General features: G+C 46.9%; 19 protein-coding genes. 14 read left to right on the top strand and 5 right to left on the bottom strand.

From position 1 onward, the window contains the following. Nucleotides 1-36: 36 nt before the first annotated feature. Nucleotides 37-3,678, bottom strand: coding sequence for a hybrid sensor histidine kinase/response regulator (locus tag KDM92_RS10815; RefSeq protein ID WP_212684372.1), 3,642 nt, complete (start codon nt 3,676-3,678; stop codon nt 37-39). 312 nt (nt 3,679-3,990) lie between these two features. Between KDM92_RS10815 and KDM92_RS10810 the strand changes: the two genes are divergently transcribed. From KDM92_RS10810 to KDM92_RS10795, 4 genes are all read left to right on the top strand, one after another. After that, nucleotides 3,991-4,581, top strand: coding sequence for a DUF4256 domain-containing protein (locus tag KDM92_RS10810; protein ID WP_230408296.1), 591 nt, complete (start codon nt 3,991-3,993; stop codon nt 4,579-4,581). A gap of 106 nt (nt 4,582-4,687) precedes the next feature. Further along, the gene (locus KDM92_RS10805) at nt 4,688-5,848 is read left to right on the top strand and encodes an MBL fold metallo-hydrolase (RefSeq protein WP_212684371.1); all 1,161 of its coding nucleotides are present in this window, start codon (nt 4,688-4,690) and stop codon (nt 5,846-5,848) included. A gap of 4 nt (nt 5,849-5,852) precedes the next feature. Then, entirely contained in the window at nt 5,853-6,380 is a 528-nt protein-coding gene (locus KDM92_RS10800) for a GNAT family N-acetyltransferase (protein ID WP_212684370.1), read from the top strand. Between the two features lie 172 nt (nt 6,381-6,552). Next, nucleotides 6,553-7,263 (top strand): hypothetical protein, encoded by a 711-nt coding sequence (locus KDM92_RS10795; RefSeq protein ID WP_212684369.1) that lies wholly within the window; start codon nt 6,553-6,555, stop codon nt 7,261-7,263. Between the two features lie 92 nt (nt 7,264-7,355). Here KDM92_RS10795 and KDM92_RS10790 read toward each other — a convergent pair whose 3' ends face one another. Together KDM92_RS10790 and KDM92_RS10785 are read right to left on the bottom strand one after the other, a co-directional pair. Next, nucleotides 7,356-8,063 (bottom strand): transposase, encoded by a 708-nt coding sequence (locus tag KDM92_RS10790; RefSeq protein WP_212684368.1) that lies wholly within the window; start codon nt 8,061-8,063, stop codon nt 7,356-7,358. A 9-nt stretch (nt 8,064-8,072) separates the two neighbouring features. Then, nucleotides 8,073-8,465 carry a hypothetical protein gene (locus KDM92_RS10785; protein WP_212684367.1) on the bottom strand — a complete coding sequence of 131 codons (393 nt, stop codon included), beginning with the start codon at nt 8,463-8,465 and terminating at the stop codon, nt 8,073-8,075. Nucleotides 8,466-8,696: 231 nt separating this feature from the next. Between KDM92_RS10785 and KDM92_RS10780 the strand changes: the two genes are divergently transcribed. The 8 genes from KDM92_RS10780 (at nt 8,697) to KDM92_RS10745 (ending at nt 19,802) form a co-directional block, all read left to right on the top strand. Beyond that, nucleotides 8,697-9,344, top strand: coding sequence for an ANTAR domain-containing response regulator (locus KDM92_RS10780; protein WP_230408295.1), 648 nt, complete (start codon nt 8,697-8,699; stop codon nt 9,342-9,344). 458 nt (nt 9,345-9,802) lie between these two features. Then, nucleotides 9,803-10,987 carry a CmpA/NrtA family ABC transporter substrate-binding protein gene (locus tag KDM92_RS10775; RefSeq protein WP_230408318.1) on the top strand — a complete coding sequence of 395 codons (1,185 nt, stop codon included), beginning with the start codon at nt 9,803-9,805 and terminating at the stop codon, nt 10,985-10,987. A gap of 213 nt (nt 10,988-11,200) precedes the next feature. Further along, nucleotides 11,201-11,929, top strand: a complete 729-nt coding sequence (gene ntrB, locus KDM92_RS10770; protein WP_438947465.1) for a nitrate ABC transporter permease — start codon at nt 11,201-11,203, stop codon at nt 11,927-11,929. Between the two features lie 2 nt (nt 11,930-11,931). Next, a complete protein-coding gene (locus tag KDM92_RS10765; protein ID WP_212684364.1) occupies nt 11,932-12,762 on the top strand; it encodes an ABC transporter ATP-binding protein in 831 nt (276 codons plus the stop codon). A 39-nt stretch (nt 12,763-12,801) separates the two neighbouring features. Beyond that, nucleotides 12,802-15,231, top strand: coding sequence for a nitrite reductase large subunit NirB (gene nirB / locus KDM92_RS10760; protein ID WP_212684363.1), 2,430 nt, complete (start codon nt 12,802-12,804; stop codon nt 15,229-15,231). A 223-nt stretch (nt 15,232-15,454) separates the two neighbouring features. Next, nucleotides 15,455-15,799, top strand: a complete 345-nt coding sequence (gene nirD, locus KDM92_RS10755; protein ID WP_212684362.1) for a nitrite reductase small subunit NirD — start codon at nt 15,455-15,457, stop codon at nt 15,797-15,799. Nucleotides 15,800-15,833: 34 nt separating this feature from the next. Then, nucleotides 15,834-18,608, top strand: coding sequence for a nitrate reductase (locus KDM92_RS10750; protein ID WP_212684361.1), 2,775 nt, complete (start codon nt 15,834-15,836; stop codon nt 18,606-18,608). A gap of 156 nt (nt 18,609-18,764) precedes the next feature. Continuing rightward, a complete protein-coding gene (locus KDM92_RS10745) occupies nt 18,765-19,802 on the top strand; it encodes a DUF475 domain-containing protein (RefSeq protein ID WP_212684360.1) in 1,038 nt (345 codons plus the stop codon). Nucleotides 19,803-19,911: 109 nt separating this feature from the next. Here KDM92_RS10745 and KDM92_RS10740 read toward each other — a convergent pair whose 3' ends face one another. Then, nucleotides 19,912-20,826 carry a LysR family transcriptional regulator gene (locus tag KDM92_RS10740; RefSeq protein WP_212684359.1) on the bottom strand — a complete coding sequence of 305 codons (915 nt, stop codon included), beginning with the start codon at nt 20,824-20,826 and terminating at the stop codon, nt 19,912-19,914. A 251-nt stretch (nt 20,827-21,077) separates the two neighbouring features. Between KDM92_RS10740 and KDM92_RS10735 the strand changes: the two genes are divergently transcribed. Then, entirely contained in the window at nt 21,078-21,716 is a 639-nt protein-coding gene (locus KDM92_RS10735) for an NAD(P)-dependent oxidoreductase (RefSeq protein ID WP_212684358.1), read from the top strand. A gap of 204 nt (nt 21,717-21,920) precedes the next feature. Next, nucleotides 21,921-23,090 carry a tetratricopeptide repeat protein gene (locus KDM92_RS10730; protein WP_212684357.1) on the top strand — a complete coding sequence of 390 codons (1,170 nt, stop codon included), beginning with the start codon at nt 21,921-21,923 and terminating at the stop codon, nt 23,088-23,090. 143 nt (nt 23,091-23,233) lie between these two features. Here KDM92_RS10730 and KDM92_RS10725 read toward each other — a convergent pair. Further along, the coding region (locus KDM92_RS10725; protein WP_212683795.1) for an IS3 family transposase at nt 23,234-23,323 on the bottom strand (90 nt) is incomplete at its 5' end.

Genomic DNA, 23,323 nt, shown 5'->3' with positions numbered 1-23,323 from the left:
TACAGCAAAAATTGTTTGACTTAACAACTGAACCTCCTACATCACAACAGAGAACATAGGAAACTCCACAAAAAATATCGTACCGCCAAGTGGATTTGGGTAAAAACCAATCTTGCCATCCATGCGTTCTACCAGCTCTTTGGCGATCGTCAAACCTAATCCAGTGCCATCTTTGGCGCGCGTGTCGGAGGCATCTTCTTGTGAGAATTTCTGGAAAATTCTTTCGCTAAAACTGGCTGAAATACCGGGGCCGCGATCAATTACTTCGATCCGTACATGACCTTCTTTGTTCGTTAATAAACGGATGCGAACATGTTCTGCTTGTGGAGAATATTTGCAAGCATTTGACAAGAGATTCGCCATCACTTGGGCGAAGCGATCAGGGTCGACGCGTAAGGCATAATTCGGAATATCGCTATCGATCAACAGCGATACACCTAGACGTTGAGCAAAGGCTTGATTTGATTCTAATACGTCAGCGATCAAGCCAGCTAATGGCAACTTCTGAAAATTGAAGTCCATCATATTGGCTTCAATCTTTTGCATATCCAATAGATCATTGATTAAGCGACCAAGGCGCTCGGCGTTATTTAAAGCGATCTGTCCCAATTTGGCCGCAGCAACTGGCAATTCGCCAGCCACACCGCCGACCATGAGGCCAAGACCACCGCGAATTGCGGTTAGAGGGGTGCGCAATTCATGGCTGACGGTCGAGACAAATTGCGTTTTCATCCGTTCAACTCGCTTTTGCTCGGTGATGTCGCGAACGATTAGAATGAATTTTCTTTCTCCCGCGTCGGCAAATCCACTCAGTGATAGTTCCGCTAAAAATAGGCTACCATCGGCGCGTACTTGTTGTAGCTCCATTTCGCAGTGCCCCTTCTTGGCGAAATCTTCACTGGCTATCCTTTCCTGCAATTGCTCACTCACATCCTCTGCACACAAGCGAGCAAAAGGCATACCTTTGATTGCATCAAGTTGCCAGCCAAACAAAGCTAAGCCGGCGCGATTACACGACTCTATCTTCCAATATTTGTCGGTGGTTAAAATCGCGTCCGCTGCATTTTGAAGAATCGCTTGCATACGCTCTGCGTTGTCTCGATTGACTTGCTGTTGCGCGACCAGTTCTTGCAAACGTTCTGCTACCAAAGATTCTAAGCGCGCCTGATCACGCGTTAAGTGTGCGACTCGCCAACGATAAATACCAAACAAGATCGCCGCCGTCAGCAACAACATCAGCCAACGAAACCAAGTCGTCTGCCAATAACGCGGAGGAATCGCGATTTTGACACTCGCCACTCTGTCACTCCAGACGCCAAGATCATTCGCTGCTTTAACTTGAAAAACATAATCACCCGGATTCAAATTAGTATAAGTGGCGCTACGACGCTCGGCATCCACTTCAACCCAATCGCGATCAAATCCTTCTAAGCGATAGGCATAACGATTTAATGATGGATTAGTAAAATGAAGCGCCGCAAATTCAATCGAAAACACCGATTCTTGCTGCGTAATGACTAATTCTTTGGGAGCAGTTACTGGGCCCGATAGACGCACCCCGGTTGGCGGCATACCATACTTTAAGGATCGATTAAAGACCGTAATATTCGTAATCGCGAGCTGCGGCGGAATTGAAGAACTGCGCACCGCACTTGGCTCAATCGCTGTCATGCCTTTGGTGCCACCAAAATAAAGTACGCCATGAGCATCACGATACGAAGCGCCAGAAAAACTATCTGAAATACCATCACTAGCAGAATAGCGTTTAACCATACCACCGTCTGGATCAAAACAGATTAGGCCATCGACTGTACTGAGCCACAATTTGCCTTGTAAATCACTTTCGATGGCAACGATCTTCGCAGGCCCAATACTGTCTTTATCTAAAAAGTGACGGAACGATGTACGTCCATCTTGCGAGGTAATAATCTGATTCAAACCATTTGATGCGCCAACCCAGATACGGCCTTTTACGTCTTCATGTAATGAGGAAATATTATCTGCACTAATGCTAGCCGCATCTGCAGGATTATGTCGAAAATGCGTGAACTTACCGGTCTTTTGATCTAATAAATCTAAACCGCCGCCAACCCATTCCGAACCCGCCCATAAACGCCCGCGACTGTCTTGCAAAATCGTCGTGGTTCCCTTTGCGCTACGGCTATCAGGATCGGCTGGATCTGACAAATATTTGTGATGTCCACCCGAGCGAATGTCGTAACGGATTAAGCTATTTCCGGTACCCAACCAAAGTACGCCCTCATCACCAGCAGCAATCGTATTGATATAGTCATCAGCGATGCTGCCGAAATGAATCACCTTAAATTTCGCATCGCGTCCACTTGTATCATCAAGGCGATTTAAACCAACAGACGTTCCGACCCACAATGGTCCATTGGTTTGCTTATGTATGCTGTACACCAAATCATTACTCAAAGCGCCGACTTGATTTTTATTTGCACGGAAGTGCTTTAACACTTTGCTGGTAGCTACATCAAACAAGGCAACGCCATTATTATTGGCTAACCAAATCCGCCCGTCTCCGCCACTTGCAATCCGCCCAATCGCATTATTCGGGCGCGGATTCTGCGCATCGGCATCAAACGGAATAATTCGACGAAAGCCCTTACTATTCAGGTTCGTGATTGCGATTCCATCAGTTAAGCTAGCGACCCACAACATGCCGCCACGATCATGCAATATCGCTCGCACATCATCCGACGGCAGACTATAGGGATCGATTGCTTGCTTGACGAATTGCTTAAACTTTTTTGCGCTTGCATCCCATCGCAACAAGCCGGCAGATAATGTCGCAGCCCAAACAACACCATGACGATCGGCATAAATATGATTGACGCGACTAGCTGGCGTATCGACCCGCCGACGTGTACTCCAATCGCTTGCCGTATGCCAAAGTACGATGCCATTTTCTGTCCCTATCCACAACATTCCTTGCGCGTCGAGATACATAGAGCGAACGATGTTTAACTTCGAATCGGGCTGCTTTTCATCATCAATACGGAAATGACGAAAGCGATCGGTGCCAGGCTCTAAATAGTCGATTCCAGCTGGCCAAGTACCAGCCCATACACCGCCTTTTGTATCAACTGCAATCGCGTTCAAATCATTCGTGGCTAAGCTATCACTGCGCGCAGGTTCATGAGCGTACAAAGTGAACTTTGCTTGAACCGGATCGAAGTGTTGTAAGCCACCCCAAGAGGCAATCCAAAAACCGGATTTGCCATCTGACATAATGGATTTAATGATGCGCTGATTTGCCGCGCCAGAACTAGGAAAATATCGTGTGAAATTATTGGTCTCGGCATTAAATTTGGCGAGACCATTTTGCGTACCGACCCAGATTTGGCCATCACCGTCTTCATACAAAGCAGAGATACGATCATGCGGCAGGCTAGTACTATCGGTTGCTGAACTCTGAAATTTTTCAGTTTGATAACCATCAAAGCGATATAAGCCAGCGTTGTTGGTGCCTATCCAAATAAACCCTTGGCGATCTTGCAGCAAGGACAAAGTAGACAGCTGCTCCGCCCCCAATGCCGTCAGCCGTTGAAAGCGCAACTCAGAGTTAGTTGATGCGTACACTGAGTAGCAAAAGCATACCAACACCAAGGTCGCCAAGCCGCAACGACTAAAGTACCAATACGATTTTTTCAACATTGTTTGCAATAGATCACCCATGAAAGTAAGGCGATTGATCCGCCTCTAAATCAATCAAATCCACTTTGCCAACCACTATCTTCGCTGTCAACCGCTTTCATTGTAGGCAATGTGAGCTATTGTTAGATTTAAGAAAATTCATCCTTTTTTGCAACAACCGATCTATTTTTTGATCGGTTATTTAGATAATCACAAACCACTTTGTTGCTCCTGCGCCCCATTACATCAACCTAAAAAACGCCAGTAAGTATTCAACACGACGAGTAATTGACACACTTTGCTATAAAATTAATAAAGTAGTTCATCAATATAATGCTTCATTACCCATATGTTGGTTTGATCAATATGAAAAATTCGCTCAACACAGAAGCCGCACAACAAACACTATCGATTTTAGAAAAACGTTTCGCAGCCAACCCACATCGCCATCCCAATATCGATTGGCAAATGATTACACTTCGTTTAAAACAATTTCCAGAAAAGTTAGCCAGCCTGGCGGAAATGGAAAAAACCGGTGGCGAGCCTGATGTATTTGCATACGACGCGACGACAGATACTTACTATTTTTGTGACTGTTCGATTGAAAGCCCGACTGGTCGTCGCAGTGTTTGCTACGATCTCGCTGCCTTACAAGCACGCAAAGAACATCAACCGCATAACAGTGCGGTCGAGATGGCGACCGCGATGGGAGTCGAGCTAATGAACGAACAACAGTATCGATTGCTGCAAAGTCTCGGTGAGTTTGATTTAAAAACATCTAGTTGGATTCAAACACCTAGCAATATCAGAAAATTAGGTGGCGCACTGTTTTGCGATCGTCGCTACGATCATGTCTTTGTTTATCACAATGGCGCGCAATCTTACTATGCTGCGCGCGGGTTTCGTGGGGTGCTTAAGTTGTGAAAAATCATAGCGGCGAGCTTGATCAAGCCATCGCCTGCGCGATTATGAGAAGCCATTTATACTCAAGCTCTCATTGCAACTTCTCCACTGAATTTAATCGACACTTATGCGCGCAAAAATTTCTTCACAAAAAAATTCATCGCAAACCAATTCAGAATTCCTCGGCATACCGCGAATCGCACTACCAGCGCTAGCCTTATTGCCCTTACTTCTGACTGCTTGCGGACATCCCAACATCGTCAAAATCCATCACGCGCCTGATTACAAACAACCGATCAGCAAAGAAGGACGCTATCAAAATACGTATCCTGGCCAACAAAACTATCCGTTCACTTGCGAAGCGGATTGTTATCAAGCGCAAGCAACATTGCAATGTCAAAGCGATAGCCCAGCTGAACAATGTCGCTACACTGGTCCACAAGCCAACATAGAAAATACCAGTGGTTTTAAAGTACGATGGTTTGGTCATGCGAGTTTTCAAATCAGTACTAGCGATGGTCAACAAATTTTGCTCGATCCAGTCACTGAACAATTTGATTGGCCAGTGAATTGGGGTTTTCATTTGTTGCGCGGATTTAGTCGTGGATTGCCGCAAGGATTAAACGATCAAATTTTATCGAACGCGAATGTAGTCTTGTATTCACATATCCACTACGATCATTTCAACAAAGCAGACATCGAACGAATCGGTAACAAGCCAGACTACTTGGTACCACTTGGCTTCTCTGATCATTTCCCTAAAGGCGCATATCGAATCAATGAAATGGCTTGGTATAGTCAGCAAAATTTTTCATCACTACAAATTCATGCCGTACCCGCACATCATTTCAGCAATCGCATTTTAGTACCGCTGGTATACGAAGATTTTGCGAAAAGCGCTTGGAATGGCTGGCTTCTTCAATCACACGGCAAATCATTGTTCTTCGCCGGCGATACGGGTTATTCACAGCACTTTAAAGATATCCGTCAACGTTACGGTGCTATCGACGTGTGCCTGTTGCCGATTGCCTCGTATTATCACAAAGAAGACGGCGCTCGCTACCGCAGTGTTCACACCACACCCGAGGATGCGCTCAGCGCCGCGGTTGAGCTTGGCTGCAAAGTGATGATTCCTTGGGGCTATGGTAATGCTAGCTGGAAAATGGGCGACCACAGCAGCCATTCAGCCTTACAACGCTTGTTAACCGTACGTCAACGAATTCAAGACAAACCGGAAGGCAAAGTACCTTTGTTGATCTTGAATGAGGGCGAGGAAGTTAGGCCATAAATTGATGAACACTACCCCTATTATTTTGCACCCAGTGACAAAAGACCATCTGGAAGCGGGTCTGGAGATACATTGCAATCCAGAAACCCATCGATTTAATCCATTTGGGCCACCGACTCCGAAGCGTTTTGAACAAGCCTTACATGATTGGATTTCGCATTGGGAAAACTACGGCTTTGGCTATTGGGCTGTTAGTTTAATTCAAGCGCCAAAACAAATAATTGGCTTTGGTGGCGTGATGGATACCATGGTTGGAACGCAGGTCGGTTTAAATTTGTATTTTCGCCTGTCTCCAACAGCTTGGGGAATTGGCGTTGGTACCGCCATCGCGGAAGCTGGACTTGATCAAGCCTTTGTTCAACAGCATAGAGATGCTGTATTAGGGCTGGTCAGACCCAAAAATCTGCCATCACGCAAAACACTTGAAAAAGTCGGAATGCTTGCATTCGACACTTGCAAGGACGTGCCAGATCAAGAACCGAGCTTGATTTATCGCATCACCGCACTTGAATACGCAAACCGTAAAAAATAAAGAAGAGGAAAAACAGTTGCAGTAGATCCGCTTGGATGTTGATCACAATTGCAGACAAAAATCATATTTACAATTTCTCACAGACTTCTGGCCGAACTCGCATAAAATGCCAACTTCGTTTCATGTTTATTCAACATGATTTTTCATTTATCTTTTTTAAAATGAGCTTCCTATGAAAAAAGTTTCCCATGCTTCGTATTTATTGATGGCATTGAGCTGCGCACTGGCACTAGGCTGTAGCAAGAAAGCACCCGAAGCCTCTGCCGAAGTTGCGGCAACTGAGGTCGCAGCAGTAGCAAGCACAACCGTACCAGCATCCGCGCCAAAGAAGGCCGAACCGATTTCAAGCGAGCCAACTGCTGAACAACGCGAACAAGAAAAAAAGAAAGCCTTGATGGATTACGCCAAGATGGAAGATCAATATTTGAATGACGCCAAGGCGCAATGGGCGAGTAGTGCAAAAGCGAGTTCTACATTTGGTGAAGAAGGTAGCTCTGGACCTTCGCCATACAATGTCGCGAGCAATGCCAAAGGCGGTGTCGATGGCAAAGCATGGACTAACGGTCGTCAAGATATTGGTTTTGACTGGCTAGAAGTCAATTACGACAAACCCGTCGCAGCGACTGAAGTACGGATTGTCTTTGATGATGGCAAAGGGGTTGAGTCGATTAACAAAATCGAATTGCAAAGCATTGATGGAAAATGGAATACCGTTTGGGATGGCATCAGCGACCAAAAAGCAGATCGCCGCGGCAACCGTACTTGGTTCGTGCGTAGCTTTGACAAAACTGATTACAAAGTCAAAGCAGTCAAAGTAACGATTGCGAATAACTTAGAACGCGGTTACAAAACAATCGACGCGGTGCAATTAGTCGGCGAATAAGTATGTGTGAGTGACTCGCTAGCGTATCTACGCCTCTTGCACCTGCAGAGGCGTAAGCGTCACTCGCTGACAGTATCTCTAGCAATCGCGAATCAGCTTGATGTCGAAATCACTGCGTGCTTTCTAGGCCGTCCTCGTGATACCGGTTCAACGCGCCGTTCAGTTAGTTTCGCCATTTCTGCCTTGAAGTTGGCAGAACCGAGAACCCATGCTTTATTCGTCGCATCATTAATCGCTTGCAAAAGTGTTGACGACAAACCGTTCTCAAGCAATTGACGGTAGGCCGCTTCGCGTTCAAATGGCGTATTCCCCAAGCCCCAATACATCGCATGATCGGCCAACAATGGATCGGTACGCATCCCCAAATGATGCTGGCAACTCGACCACCAATAACTGCTCGGCTCTTGCACCAAATGCTGACGAACCGCCATCTCTTCCAACATGACACAACACGGTAAAAAGTATTGGCTTGATTCCAACACCGTCGCCTTAAATCTACCCTGCCACAGCAAACCACTACGCTGATACTTCGCATTAAAGTAAGGCACGTAATATCTTCCTAACCACTGCATCATTTTTCCCAAGCCAAGTTCATCCGTGGGTGTCACCAATAAATGAAAACGATTCGGCAATATCGTGTAGGCATGAACTTGTACCGCGAATTGTTTCGCACCTGACTTGAGCCAATCTAAAAAAACCTGGTAATCCGCAGTGTCGACAAAAATGATTTTATTATCGATACCAGCTTGGGTAATGTGATGAGCCTGATGTGGAATTACCAGACGCGGAAGTCTTGCCATGATAAGTATTTAAGTATTTTGTAAAGCCGATTTAATTGGGGACATTGTAGTAGAAAATGCTCGCCACGGGTCAACATCAGCGCCAAAGACATCCTGCTCGTGAAGGATAGGCATAGTCGGCAAAGCCGCTCTTAACATAGCAATCAATATAAAAGTTAATGCACTCGCAGTGCCAACCTCGGGTCGCTTTATCCACACATAGTTAGGAGCCCGTCTACGCGTTTCACGCACGATATCAAACAGGGTTAATCGTACCTTCTCTGCATCCAAACACTCAACTACATAGGCAGAATCTCGCCACTTGCCTAGCGACATACTTTCTTGATTCGACGCTGTCGATGTTAACAAGCGCTGACCAAGTTCTGTTTGCGGCGGCACAATCAATAGGATCTTTGTTTTCATAAAGCACCTTTAAGATAAATAGACAGGAACTATAGAAAACCTATGTGATAAAACGATGTGTTTGCTGTGAGCTTGGAGTGAGCTTGCATTGTGTTTGCAAATCGATATATCTAAATTTTCAGACCTTACTTAGAGCGCGAAGATACTCAAGTTAAGTTGGCGCGAATATTGCATCAAACTTCGCATATCTCGTTTTGAATGTGCCGTCTCGATCCAGCTTTGGAGTCATACTTGTCTGATCCACATACTTCAAGTTTAAAAATAGTCGTCATTAATACGGTAACGTCAGCATCTGAGCAACACGATCAAGATGCGATCGCATTACAAAGACAAATAACGCGCTCGCGCGATTTGCGTATAGGCTTGTTACAAGCTGGTTATAACATCATTGCGTCTATCCCCGGCGATATGTATTTAGTTGACCGTTTAACGCAGCTGCAACCCGATATGATCATTATTGATGCTGAATCCGATGCACGCGATGTATTGGAAGAATTAGTGTTGGTCAGTCGCGATGCGCCACGTCCTATCGTCTTATTTACCGAAGAGGACAATCCCTCACAACTGGCGTCCGCAATGGCAGTTGGCGTCTCGGCTTACGTCGTCGCAGGGCTACAAGTTGAACGCGTCAAACCTGTGCTGGAAGTCGCTGTTGCAAGATTTCAAGCTGATCAAAAATTACGCACAGAACTGCACGATACCAAAAATAAACTGGCGGAACGCAAGACCATAGAACGTGCCAAAGGCTTGCTGATGGCGCGCCATCAACTCAGTGAGAACGAAGCCTATCAACGCCTGCGTAAGCAAGCGATGGAAAAAAATCTGAAGCTCGTTGAGTTGGCACAACGTATCTTAGATGTCGCTGATTTATTGGGATAAGCGGTGACACAGTTTGGTGCAATGCACCAATTTGGCATCCAAAGCAGTGCAGTAAGATAGTAAAATTTTTATCAACAGCACCCTTTTAAGCTGAAACTCCGACAGAACCAGTTGGCACACAACTTGCAAAGAAAAGCTTAAGTACCGTTTTGGTACACCGCGAAAACTTGCTAACGGCGGCAATTTTCACAAGACAAAGGCGTCTTCCTACCTACTCGACAGAGTGCGGTAGTAAGACGCCTTTTTTCGTTCTGACTTTGAAATTTATCATTTGAATACCATCACGCTGGAGTCTGATCATGCATAAGCAAAATAAGTCCATCCTCAAAACGAATAAAACAGGTGCTCTCAATGAAAACTCTGCCACAGAACACAAGACCGAATTCTCAGCCAAAAATCAAACTCGCCGTGAGTTTATACAAAGTGCCAGCAGCGTGGTTGGTCTTGGAGCAAGTAGCATGTTAGGTCTAAGTTCTATCGGCACGGCAACTACCGCATGGGCAGCCGGTTCAGACAAGCCAGAAAAAGAAGAAGTCAAAATTGGCTTCATTCCGCTCACCGATTGCGCCTCGGTGGTGATCGCTGCCGTGATGGGTTTCGATAAAAAATACGGCATCAAAATCGTGCCGAGCAAAGAATCCTCTTGGGCCAGCGTGCGCGATAAATTGGTCAATGGCGAACTCGATGCAGCGCACGTTTTATATGGTCTCGTGTATGGCGTACAACTCGGCATCGGCGGCCCGAAAAAGGATATGAGTATCCTGATGACGCTCAACAATAATGGTCAAGCGATCACATTATCGAAAAAGCTTGCTGACAAAGGCGCCGTCGACGGTGCAGGTCTTGCAAAACTCATGGCGCGTGAAAAGCGGGAATACACCTTCGCGCAAACCTTCCCTACCGGCACTCACGCAATGTGGTTGTATTACTGGTTAGCGGCACATGGTGTCAATCCTATGAAAGACGCGAAAGTGATCACCGTACCACCGCCACAAATGGTGGCGAATATGCGGGTCGATAATATGGATGGCTATTGCGTTGGTGAGCCTTGGAATCATCGTGCGGTTGCAGATGGCATCGGCATTACTGCTGCAACTACGCAAGATATTTGGCGCGATCATCCAGAAAAAGTCTTAGGTTGCACCGCAGAATTTTCACAAAAATATCCGAACACCGCACGCGCCTTGATCGCCGCGATTCTCGATGCCAGTCGCTGGATAGATGCCTCGCTCATGAATAAACAGAGAATGGCAGAAATCATCGCTGAGAAATCCTATGTCAACACTTCCGTCGATGTGATTAACCAACGGATTATGGGACGCTATCAAAATGGTTTAGGCAAGACTTGGGATGATCCTCACTACATGAAATTCTTTAATGATGGTACGGTGAATTTTCCTTACTTATCAGACGGTATGTGGTTCTTAACCCAGCACAAACGTTGGGGTTTACTCAAAGCAGATCCCGACTATTTAGCCGTAGCAAAAGCCGTCAATCGTATCGACATTTACAAAGATGGCGCAACACTGGCGAAAGTCAATGTACCAAAAGACCCTATGCGTAAGAGCAAGCTCATTGATGGCACGGTATGGGATGGACAAAATCCTGCTGCGTATGCCGCTGCATTTAAGATCAAAGCATAAGGATTAGTGATGACTACTCTGCTTTCAACTTATTCAGCTGGCGATTCCGCCAATGCAGATGCCAGCGCAGTGGAGAAACCCAAAGCTGCAACCGCAAGCGCACTAGCACTCAAGAAGGAAACAATGATGGCCAAGCCCTCAGTATTCGCAACTCTTACGATCAAACTCAAAGCGCTCGCCTTCAAGCTCTTACCGCAATTTCTAGGCTTAGCAATGCTGGTGTTGATCTGGGAAATTATTGCAGAGAAAAATACCTCGCTGCCCTCACCTTTGCTTACTTTACAAGAAGCGATCAAGCTCTTCTCAGATCCCTTCTATCAAAATGGGCCGAATGATCAAGGCATAGGTTGGAATATCTATGCGTCCTTAAAACGCGTCGCGGTGGGCTTTGGTCTTGCCGCTGCGATTGGCATTCCACTTGGTTTCATGATTGGTCGCTTTAGTTTTATGGCGGGCATGTTTAATCCGATTATTAGCTTGCTCAAACCGGTCTCACCCTTGGCGTGGTTGCCGATAGGACTGTTGGTGTTCAAAGCCGCGCATCCAGCAGCGATTTGGTCGATTTTTATTTGCTCGATTTGGCCTATGGTCATCAACACCGCGATTGGTGTGCAACGCGTGCCACAAGATTATATGAATGTCGCACGCGTTTTAAATCTGTCTGAGTGGAAGATTCTGACGCGGATTTTGTTACCTAGCGTGCTGCCCTATATGTTGACCGGCGTGCGTCTGGCGATTGGCACTGCGTGGTTGGTGATCGTGGCAGCGGAGATGCTCACCGGTGGCGTCGGTATCGGCTTCTGGGTGTGGGATGAATGGAATAACTTAAACGTACCGCACATCATTATTGCGATTGTGGTGATTGGATTCGTCGGTCTGTTATTAGAACAAGCGCTGGTGGCGATGGCGCGTGCTGTCACCTATGAAGAAACAGGAGCGTGAATATGGATAAGCTAAACACTGCAGAGACAAACGATAAAAAGTATATCGAAGTCCAACATGTAGAGATGCGTTTCGACACCAAGAAGGGCAGCTTTCATGCGCTACGCGATATCAATCTGCGGATTGCGAAAGGTGAATTCATTACCCTGATTGGTCACTCTGGTTGCGGCAAATCCACTTTACTCAATTTGATTGCGGGTTTAACTACTGCGACTTCTGGTGCTCTGTTATGCGCGCATCGTGAAATCGCCGGGCCATCGCCTGAACGCGGTGTGGTGTTTCAAAATCATTCGCTGCTTCCTTGGCTCACCTGTTTTGAAAACGTCTATTTAGCAGTGGAACGCGTGTTCGCAGCCACAGAAAATAAAGCGGAATTAATCAATCGCACCCGCAACGCCTTAGCGCTCGTAGGTTTGACTGCGGCTGATAAAAAGCGCCCACATGAAATCTCGGGTGGCATGAAACAACGCGTTGGCATCGCCCGTGCTTTGGCAATCGAACCGAAAGTTCTATTGATGGATGAGCCTTTCGGCGCGCTCGATGCACTCACCCGCGCGCACCTACAAGACGAATTGCTCAAGATCGTCGCCAAGACGCAATCGACGGTGGTGATGGTCACGCATGATGTCGATGAAGCTGTACTCCTCTCGGACAAAATCGTGATGCTCACTAACGGCCCTGCCGCAACTATCGGAGAAGTGTTATCGGTGGAATTAGCACGACCACGTGAACGGGTCGCGCTAGCCAACGATGCTCAATACGCAAAATATCGCAGCGCAGTGCTCGAATTTTTGTATCACCGCCAATCGCATCCTAGTAAAGAAGTCGCTTAAACCAGTCACACTAGACCCGAATTACCAAGAGAAAACATCATGAAAAAACTCAAACTCGTCGTGGTCGGCAATGGAATGGCAGGTGTACGCACCTTGGAAGAATTGCTGAAAATTTCGCCCGATTTGTACGACATCACAGTCTTTGGCGCGGAACCTTACGCCAACTACAATCGCATTTTGTTATCGCCCGTATTAGCAGGCGAGCAAACCATTCAAGACATTATGCTCAATGATGTCGACTGGTATGCAGAAAACAATATCACCCTACATCTAGGCAAAAAAATCGTCAAAATTGATCGCTACAAACGTGTGGTCATCGCCGAAGACGGTATGGAAACCGAGTACGATCGATTACTGATCGCCACTGGCTCTACGCCATTCATGTTGCCCGTGCCGGGCAAAGATTTACAAGGCGTGATTGCCTACCGCGACATCCATGACACCAATGCCATGATCGCTGCAGCGGCCGAGCATACCCATGCGGTTGTCATCGGTGGCGGGCTGCTCGGTCTAGAAGCTGCAAATGGCCTAAAGATGCGTGGCATGAACGTATCAGTCGTGCATTTGCCCGCATGGCTGATGGATAGGCAGCTCGATCTAACCGCAGGCAAGATGCTGCAAAAATCCTTAGAAGATCGCGGTCTCAATTTCTTATTAGAGAAAAATACCGAAGCTCTACTTGGTGATGAAAACGGTCGCGTCAAAGCCATCCGTTTTTCTGATGGCTTAGAAATTCCTACACAACTCGTCATCATGGCAGTTGGGATACGCCCCAACACTGCCTTAGCTGAATCCGCCGGGCTGTATTGCAATCGCGGTCTGATCGTGAATGACACCATGCAAACTTACGACCCGCGCATTTATGCTGTCGGTGAATGCGTAAATCATCGCGGCACTGTGTATGGCTTGGTCGCACCTTTATTCGAGATGGCAAAAGTTTGCGCAAATCATTTGGCGAACTTCGGCATCGGTCGATATCAAGGTTCTGTGACGTCCACCAAACTGAAAGTGACTGGCATCGACTTATTTTCTGCGGGTGACTTCTCAGGTGGTAAAGATACCGAAGAAATTATCTTGTCCGACCCTATCGGCGGCGTCTACAAAAAACTTGTGTTGAAAGACGACAAACTCATAGGCGCCTGCTTGTATGGCGATACGGTCGATGGCAGTTGGTATTTTAAGTTGCTACGCGAGGGTAAAAACATTGCAGAGATTCGTGATTCGCTGATGTTCGGCGAATCAAATACAGGCGACGTCGGCCATGAAGGTCACACTAAAGCAGCCGCCATGCCAGACAATGCTGAAGTCTGCGGTTGCAATGGCGTGTGCAAAGGAACGATCGTCAAAGCGATTAAAGAAAAAGGCCTATTCACCTTAGAAGATGTACGCAAACACACTAAAGCCTCTGCCTCGTGCGGTTCGTGCACAGGCTTGGTCGAACAAATCATTATGTTCACGGCAGGTGGCGATTATTCAGCTACACCGAAAGCCAAGGCCATGTGCTCATGTACCGACCACTCGCATCATGCCGTGCGTGAAGCAATCAAAGCCAATCATTTATTGACCGTGGCAGCGGTTCAACAATTCATGGAATGGCGCACACCAAATGGTTGCGCGAGTTGCCGCCCTGCGTTGAATTACTATCTGATTTCGACTTGGCCGAAAGAAGCCATCGATGATCCGCAATCGCGTTACATCAACGAACGCTCGCATGCGAATATCCAAAAAGATGGGACTTACTCGGTCATTCCGCGTATGTGGGGTGGCGAAACCAATGCTTCCGAATTACGCCGAATTGCCGACGTGGTCGATAAATTCAAGATTCCGACCGTCAAAGTCACCGGCGGTCAACGTATCGACCTACTCGGCGTGAAAAAAGAGGATCTACCCGCCGTTTGGCAAGATCTGGGCATGCCATCCGGCCTCGCCTATGCCAAAGGATTGCGTACAGTGAAAACTTGCGTGGGCAGCGAATGGTGCCGCTTCGGCACACAAAATTCGACGTTGATGGGACAACAATTAGAACGCGAATTAGCACGCATGTACGCGCCACACAAAGTCAAACTCGCGGTATCCGGTTGCCCACGTAATTGTGCTGAAGCCGGGATCAAAGACGTCGGCGTGATTGGCGTCGATTCTGGTTGGGAAGTGTATGTGGGCGGGAATGGCGGCATCAAAACGGAAGTCGCGCAATTCTTAGTCAAGCTAAAAACCCACCAAGAAGTCATGGAATATACCGGCGCGTTCTTACAACTGTATCGCGAAGAAGGTTGGTATTTAGAGCGCACAGTGCACTACATCGCTCGCGTTGGTCTTGACTACGTCAAACAACAAGTTTTGGAAAATGCTGTGCGACGTGAAGAACTGTATCAACGTTTGCTGTTCGCGCTGGAAGGTGAAGTGGATCCTTGGCATGAACCGGAGAAGGCGCAAGTGGATACGCGGCAATTTGAGCGAATAGGAGGGTAATTCTCAAAATACCATTTATGAATCGATTTCGATAACAAGCACCCTCTCCCGCAAGCGGGAGAGGGTTGGGGTGAGGGCGGTTCAACAACGCAAAGACTTAATTCAAAGCACTTGCATCAGTTGCCTGTATGAATTGTGATTTTGTCTGCAGCACTCCAAGCGCCCTCATCCCTAGCCCTTCTCCCGCTTGTGGGAGAAGGGAACCTAAAACAAAGGAAAACCCATGTCCAAAGAATGGCAAGTCATCTGTCACATAGACGACATTCCCGTCCTCGGTGCGCGTATCGTCAAACGACAAGCGCAAACCGATGTCGCCGTCTTCAGAAACAAGGAAGACAAAGTCTTCGCATTATTGGATAAGTGTCCACACAAAGGCGGCCCCTTATCGCAAGGCATCGTCTTCGGTGAAAAAGTCGCCTGCCCTTTGCACAACTGGAATATCGAATTACCAACTGGTTGCGCAGTGTCACCTGACGAAGGTTGTACGCAAAAATTTAGTGTCAAAGTGGAAGCCGATCAAGTGTATTTATGTACGCGGGAATTGCTCACTTTAGCGATCGATTCTTAACGTCTATCAACGCCCACGATCAAGGTTAAATGCGATGCTAGAAACCAAATCTACTTGTTGCTATTGCGGCGTTGGTTGCGGTGTGATCATCGAATCCGATGGCGCTCAAGTTATCGGTGTGCGTGGCGATCCGGCGCATCCTGCGAATTTTGGCAAACTGTGCAGCAAGGGTAGTAATTTACATTTGACGGCTCAGCCACTATTGCAACAGCAAGTACGCGCGCTGTATCCAGAAATGCGTACTGCACGCAATCAGGAAAGACAGCCTGTGGATTGGGATGTTTGTTTAGAAACGTTGGCAGATAAATTTGCGGATTGCATACAAACGCATGGTGCAGATAGTGTCGGCTTCTACATCTCCGGCCAGTTACTGACCGAGGATTACTACGTTTTCAACAAGCTAGCAAAGGGCCTGATAGGTACCAATAATATCGACAGCAATTCACGACTCTGTATGTCAAGCGCAGTCGCTGGCTATAAGCAAAGTTTGGGTGCCGATGCGCCACCTTGCAGTTATGCAGACATTGAACTCTCAGATTTAATTTTCATCGCTGGTTCGAATACAGCGTATGCCCATCCGATTTTATATCGCCGCATAGAACAGGCGCGTGAGAACAATCCCGCTCTCAAAGTCATCGTAGTTGATCCGCGTCGTACCGATACCGCTCGAGACGCTGATTTGCATCTGGCGATTTTGCCCGGCACTGATGTGGCGCTGTTTCACGGCATGTTGCATTTGTGTTTATGGGAAGATTTAATCGATACCCAATTTATCGCAGAACATACTGAAGGTTTTGCTGAACTCAAACAAACCGTGCGTGATTTTACGCCCGCATTTACTGCGCAAATTTGCGGCATCGCTGAAAAAGATTTGGTCCAAGCTGCGCGTTGGTTTGGGCAAAGCAAAGCGGCGCTATCACTGTATTGCCAAGGCTTAAATCAGTCGAGCGCAGGTACAGCCAAAAACAGTGCCTTGATTAATCTGCATCTGGCGACAGGGCAAATCGGCAAACCCGGTGCAGGCCCTTTCTCGTTAACTGGACAACCGAATGCGATGGGTGGGCGTGAAGTAGGTGGTATGGCAAATTTACTGTCAGCGCATCGTGACCTGAGTAATTCCGAACATAGAGCTGAAGTCGCTGCACTGTGGAATATTCCTAGCGTATCTGATCAACCCGGCAAAACCGCAGTCGAATTATTTGAAGCTGTGCGCACTGGTGAAATCAAAATCATCTGGATCGTTTGCACTAACCCAGCGCAATCGATGCCAGATCAAAATTTAATACGCACAGCATTGGAAAAAGCCGAGCTGGTGATCGTGCAAGAGGCATATCACAACACCGCGACGGTGGCGTATGCCGATGTACTTTTGGCTGCTTCGACCTGGTCAGAAAAATCCGGCACCGTAACCAACTCTGAACGCAGAATCTCACGTGTGCGTGCAGCGATACCAGCACTTGGCGAAGCCCGCCATGATTGGCAAATCGCCACCCTGTTTGCGCAGAAATTAGCAAAGAAATTAAATAAAACAAAGCCCGATTTTACTTACGATCATCCTGAGGCCATTTGGAATGAGCACCGTGATAGTACGGCGGGGCGTGATCTCGACATCACCGGTTTATCGTATGCATGGTTAGAAGAAAATGGACCGCAACAATGGCCATTTCCTACGGGTGCCACAGCAGGTAAAAATCGTCTATATCAAGACCGTCTATTTGCCACCACGAATGGCAAAGCGCGTTTTATCAATTGCAGTTATGCAGCACCTGCAGAAAAGATCACGCCTCGTCATCCATTCGCCTTAAATACTGGACGCCTGCGCGATCAATGGCATGGCATGAGTCGCACCGGTTTGGTCGCCCAACTGTATGCGCATGCGCCCGAACCATGCATAGAAATGGCAAGCCAAGATATGCTACGCCGCTTCATCAATGATGGTGATTTTGTCGAGGTCAGTAATCAGCGAGGGACACAAATCCTGATCGCGAAAGCGAGTGAGCAACTCAAGACTGGGCAGAGCTTTATTGCTATGCATTGGGGCGAAGAATTTGTCTCGGGTAGCCAAGCGAATCATGCCTTATTCGGTGTGAATAGCTTATGCAATCCGCGCTTTGATCCTATTTCCAAACAGCCTGAGCTAAAACACAGCACGGTTAAAATCGCCAAAGTTGACTTGGTATGGCAATTTCTTGCTTGTGCTTGGGTTGATTCCTCGCAGATCTTGAATGTACAACAAGCGCTACGCCGCTATTATCCCCACTTCACTTACGCGAGTTGTGTGCTATTTGGACGCGAGCGTCAAGCTCTATTATTTCGTGCTGCGCATAGCATTGCGGTTGCAGCGGAACTTATACACGCGATTGAACGCCTACTTGGCTTGCATGGCGAATTTGTCTTGCAATACGACGATATCAAACGTGGGACTGGGCGCAAGATTTTGGTTGAGTCAAAACAAACTACACTTCCGCAAAAATGTATTGCAGGTTTTTCTTTAGCAGGCGATATTGCAGCAGAAAATTGGCTCAAACAATTGCTATTAGATGAAGAACCGCTAACGATTACTCCCACCTTGCTCGCCCGATCTCAGCCCGCCATTGGCAGGGGCTCAAGTACTCAACAAGAAAATCAAGTCGTGTGTACATGTTTCAATATCAAGGCGCAACAAATCAAACATTCGCTAAGCTCACATAACGGAGATGAGAAACAACGGCTAAGTCACTTACAGCAAACTTTAGCGTGTGGTACCAATTGCGGATCTTGCATACCTCAACTAAAGCAGTTCGTGCGCGAGGCCGCGCTTACTGATTAAACTTCTAATGATTAAACTTCTAAGTCAAATTCTGCTTTTTTATCCCACCATCGGTTGATTACAGCTTGCACCAGCATCCCATTGTGTGGCACTCTCGCAGTTCATTTTCTGTCCGACCTCACATGCGTCGGACTTTTCTATTTGGACTAAACAAGTATGCAACATTTTCGATTATCTATTCTTATTTCTCTGATTTGCTTAGGCATCGCAACCTATTGGGGTTACACCCATGGCGGTGTCACTGCGGCAGCCAGTGCGCTTGGTATTGCGATGATTTTGGCGATATTAGAAATCTCGCTGTCATTTGATAATGCCGTCGTCAATGCTTCTGTCTTAAAAAATTGGGATGCGTTTTGGCAAACTCTGTTTTTAACAGTGGGTATTATCATCGCGGTTTTTGGTATGCGCTTGGTTTTCCCTCTGGTGATCGTGGCCGTGGCTGCGGATTTGGGGCTGGCTGAAGTTTGGAACCTAGCGATCGACAATCCTAAAGAATTCTCCACACATTTGATTAATCATCATGCTGAAGTAGCTGCTTTTGGTGGTGTTTTCTTATTGCTGGTATTTCTCAATTTCTTGTTGGATGACGAAAAAGAAATGCACTGGCTTGGCAATGTTGAAGCCAAAATCGCCAGCTTTGGTCGTATCGGCTCCATCCCCGTGTTGATTGCACTTGGTGTCGTGGTTAGTAGCGTCAGTTTGGTCGAAGCTTCCCAACAATATGCTGTCTTGTTGTCGGGAGTGTGGGGCATCATCGTGTACGTTGGTGTTGACTTCATTAGCAGCTTGCTAGAAAAAGAAGAAGCAACAGATGTCAATGTCGGCGCAGTTGTAAAAACTGGAGGAATTGGTGGCTTTTTATATTTAGAAGTGCTCGACGCGTCGTTCTCATTTGATGGCGTGATAGGTGCATTTGCTATCACCAGCGACGTGGTCATTATTATGTTGGGACTAGCAATCGGTGCTTTGTTTGTTCGTTCAATGACTGTGTATTTAGTGCGCCAAGGCACACTCGAAGAGTATGTTTATCTTGAACATGGTGCACATTATGCGATTGGTATTTTAGCCTTAATCATGTTTGCAAGTATGAAATTCCATATTCCAGAAATCTTTACCGGATTGATTGGCGTTGCATTCATCGTGGCGTCGTTTTGGTCCTCATTGAAACATAAACGACTTGAGCATACGCGCTAGAAAGTGATGCTAAGCACTAAAATGAGGCAGGGACGTAGAACAAATCACATCTCTGCCCACGAAGAATGAGGACATAAAGCGCATCACTAATTCATAATTCGGCCGGGCATTAACTCGCGCTATAGTCTTGTAGCTGTTCCCGATAAAAATCAATAAATGCTCTCACCTTGTGTGGCACATGACGACCCGGTGGTAATACTGCATAAATGCCACCGGATGGTAGCCGCCATTCGGGCAGTAACTGTTGTAACTTCCCAGTCTGCATTTCTGATTTTGCACTCATTGAATCCATCACCGAAATCCCCGCACCTTGCTGCAACAAAGCCAATAAACTACTTGGCGCATCAACTTGTAAGCGGGACCGCATATGTACCGTCTGCATCTCGCCATCGACATGACTGAACTGCCAAGTTAATGGCGTGGGCAAAAGGTTTAAAGCAATCCAGGCATGATTGCGCAAGTCTTGTGGTAATTGAGGATGCCCATGTTTTTTCAAATAGGCAGGTGCAGCTAGTAAGATTTGATCAAACTCGCTCAACTTAATCGCCCGCTGTGAAGAATCACGCAGCCAACCCATACGAAACGATAAATCGATGCCATCAGTGACTAGATCACTAATGCGGTCGTTACTGCGCAAATCAATACGCAAGTCGGGATGTAAGGATGCAAAGCGCGCCACTGCTGGTGCCAAGGATTGACTGGCATGCATGACGCTGGTCGCAATTCTTAACACTCCCGTCAGCGCCTTATTCGCTGCCCCCACTTGTAAGATCGCATCTTGCAATCCCAATAGAGCCGGTTGGCATTGTTCATGCAGTTGACGCCCGGCATCAGTTAGACTCAGTCGTCGCGTGGTGCGGGTGAATAAAGCGGTGCCCAATTGCTGTTCTAGACGTGCAATTTGCACGCTGATTTTTGCCTTCGCCACATTCAATCGATGTGCCGCTGCAGTAAAGCTGCCTGCTTCGACCACCGCGTCGAAAATTCCGAGCGCATTGAGATCAATTTGATCGAGAGTCGGCATGATGGCTCCGTATTTGTGGTTTATTTGTGGTTTGAATGTTTGCTTCTTTGGAGATTGCAACGACAGAAGTCACTTCATCCGTTTCAGATTTCAAAATCGAATCATCATTGATAAGAAATTGAGAACAATTAATTGTAGATTTAGTGGTTTATCTAGTCAATTAATTCGCCCATACTGCGTCCCATGCTGAGTTCTGTAATACAGACGAGCACAAATTCTCCATACATCTACGACTTAACAAGGACTTCATCATGAATATCGCACTCATCGGCGCGTCAGGCTTTATTGGTTCCGCATTACGCCAAGAATTACTTAGCCGCGGACATCAAGTCACGGCATTCATCAGCCAGCCAGCCAAATTAGCGGCACAAGAAAACTTGCGCGTTGAAGCGACCGACGTACAAGATTTAGCGAGCTTGCGCACACAGCTTGTCAATTTCGATGCGGTGATCAGCGCATTTAGCGGGCATGCGCAAGCGAATACACTTGATTACTATGTATCTGGCATCAAGAATATTATTCAAGCAAGTAAGTCGGCCAAAGTGCCGCGTTTGCTGGTAGTTGGTGGTGCTGGCTCACTCGAAATCGCACCAGGTTTGCAGTTAATTGATACACCTGAATTTCCTGCAGCTTATAAAGCAACTGCAGAAGGTGCGCGTCAAGCTTTGAATTTACTGCGCGCAGAGACAGAACTGAACTGGACTATGCTGAGTCCCGCAGGCGTGATCGCGCCGGGGCAACGCACTGCTCAATTTCGCCTCGGCAAAGATCAACTTCTTACCGACGCAGACGGCAAGAGCCATATTTCGGTAGAAGACTATGCGGTGGCGATGGTGGATGAATTAGAGCATCCACAACACCTCAAGCAACGATTCACTCTAGCTTACTAAGCACATCCTTTGGGCGAGAACGATGCTAGATTCTGCGCATCACAATGCTATTCGAGTTGCGTCGATCTCGCCCCGCTGTGTGAATTAATCAATAAAAGTAAAGAATAAGCGCAATACATCCATCCCAGATCAAGAACAACTTGCTAGTAACAGAATCAAAAGCTATTCTGCAAATCTTCATCACAAGAATTTGGATGGGCGATTATGCGAAGTTTTTTGATACGTATCGTATTGTGTTGTAGCCAGTTGTTGCTGATCGGTGGATGTGTGACCAAGCCAGTGGCACTGACCAACGACAATCTGTTTCATGACGAGCTGTTCGCTGCACCTACCGATCTTGTCAGTGCCGAGAGTATCTTCCAGCTTAGTCCCTCGATGCAACAATTTCTTGATCGTGAAATCCGTAAACAATCAAGAATACACAGCGACCAACGTGCTCTGTATATGGCGCTCTACGATGAGGGCAAACTGCAATTACGTTACGATGCGAGTTACACCCGCAATGCCTCAGACACTTTTGAGTCTCGATCTGGCAATTGCTTATCCTTAGTAATTATGACCGCGGCGTTCGCGAAGGCAATGGGATTAACGACGAGCTATCAAAAAGTATTTCTGGAGGAGGAATGGAGTCGTGCCGGTGAACTCTATTTTGCGAGTGAACACGTCAACGTCGTGCTTGGACAAAAAAGACTAAAACTCTATAACGATAGTACTGGGCCAGAAACCATGGTGGTCGATTTCTTGCAACGTGGTGAGGCCGCCAATTTGCGCTCGATAGAAATCGATGAAAATACCATCGTTGCCATGTTCATGAATAATCGCGCAGCGGAAGCGCTAGTGCGCAAGGATTACAACCAAGCATATTGGTCTGCGCGGGCGGCAATTCAAGCAGATGATCAATTTGCTGCGGCCTATAACACGCTAGGCGTGATCTACATGCAACGCAACTATCACGAGCAAGGCTATCGTGCGCTAAGCACAGCGTTGATCCTTAACCCTAAGAATTTGGTGACTATGTCAAACATGGTACAAGCACTGAATAATCTTAATCGCGTGGCGGAAGCCTCGCAATTAAGCCAACGGCTATTGGACTTGCAACCGCACCCACCGTTTCACTTCTTCCAATTAGGTTTGGCGGCGATGAATAAAAACGATTTTGTCGCGGCGAAGGCGATGTTTCAAAGAGAACTAAAACGTGCGCCGGATTATCATGAGTTTCATTTCTGGCTCGGTTTAGCGCACTTTCGCCTAGGTGAATTAGCTGATGCGGAAAAAGAACTGAATTTAGCTAAACAAAATAGCATCAATCAAAAAGACTATGCCTTATATGCCGCTAAACTGAATTATCTGAATGCACTCAATGTGAACCAATAGGATGTTCGACTTCTGACTATCTCAGGAGACTAGGCCATCATTGCTTAGTGTGTCCTAGTGTTCGAGTATTCGCTGGTGTTCGTTGATAAACAAAAAACTGCCAAACTTGTGAAGTGACCCCAAATAGTTGGACAGTTTGTTAGTTATGCATAGGAGGGCTGATTTCTGTATTGAACAGGACTCAGCCCTTTTAGTTTTAGTTTGATTCGCTCATGATTATAGTAGTGAATGTA

The organism is Affinundibacterium baiyunense, from assembly GCF_018139645.1.
GTDB classification, from domain to species: domain Bacteria; phylum Pseudomonadota; class Gammaproteobacteria; order Burkholderiales; family Burkholderiaceae_D; genus Undibacterium; species Undibacterium baiyunense.
Note: the sequence above shows the minus strand (reverse complement) of the source record. Positions and strands in the feature narration are given on the sequence as shown.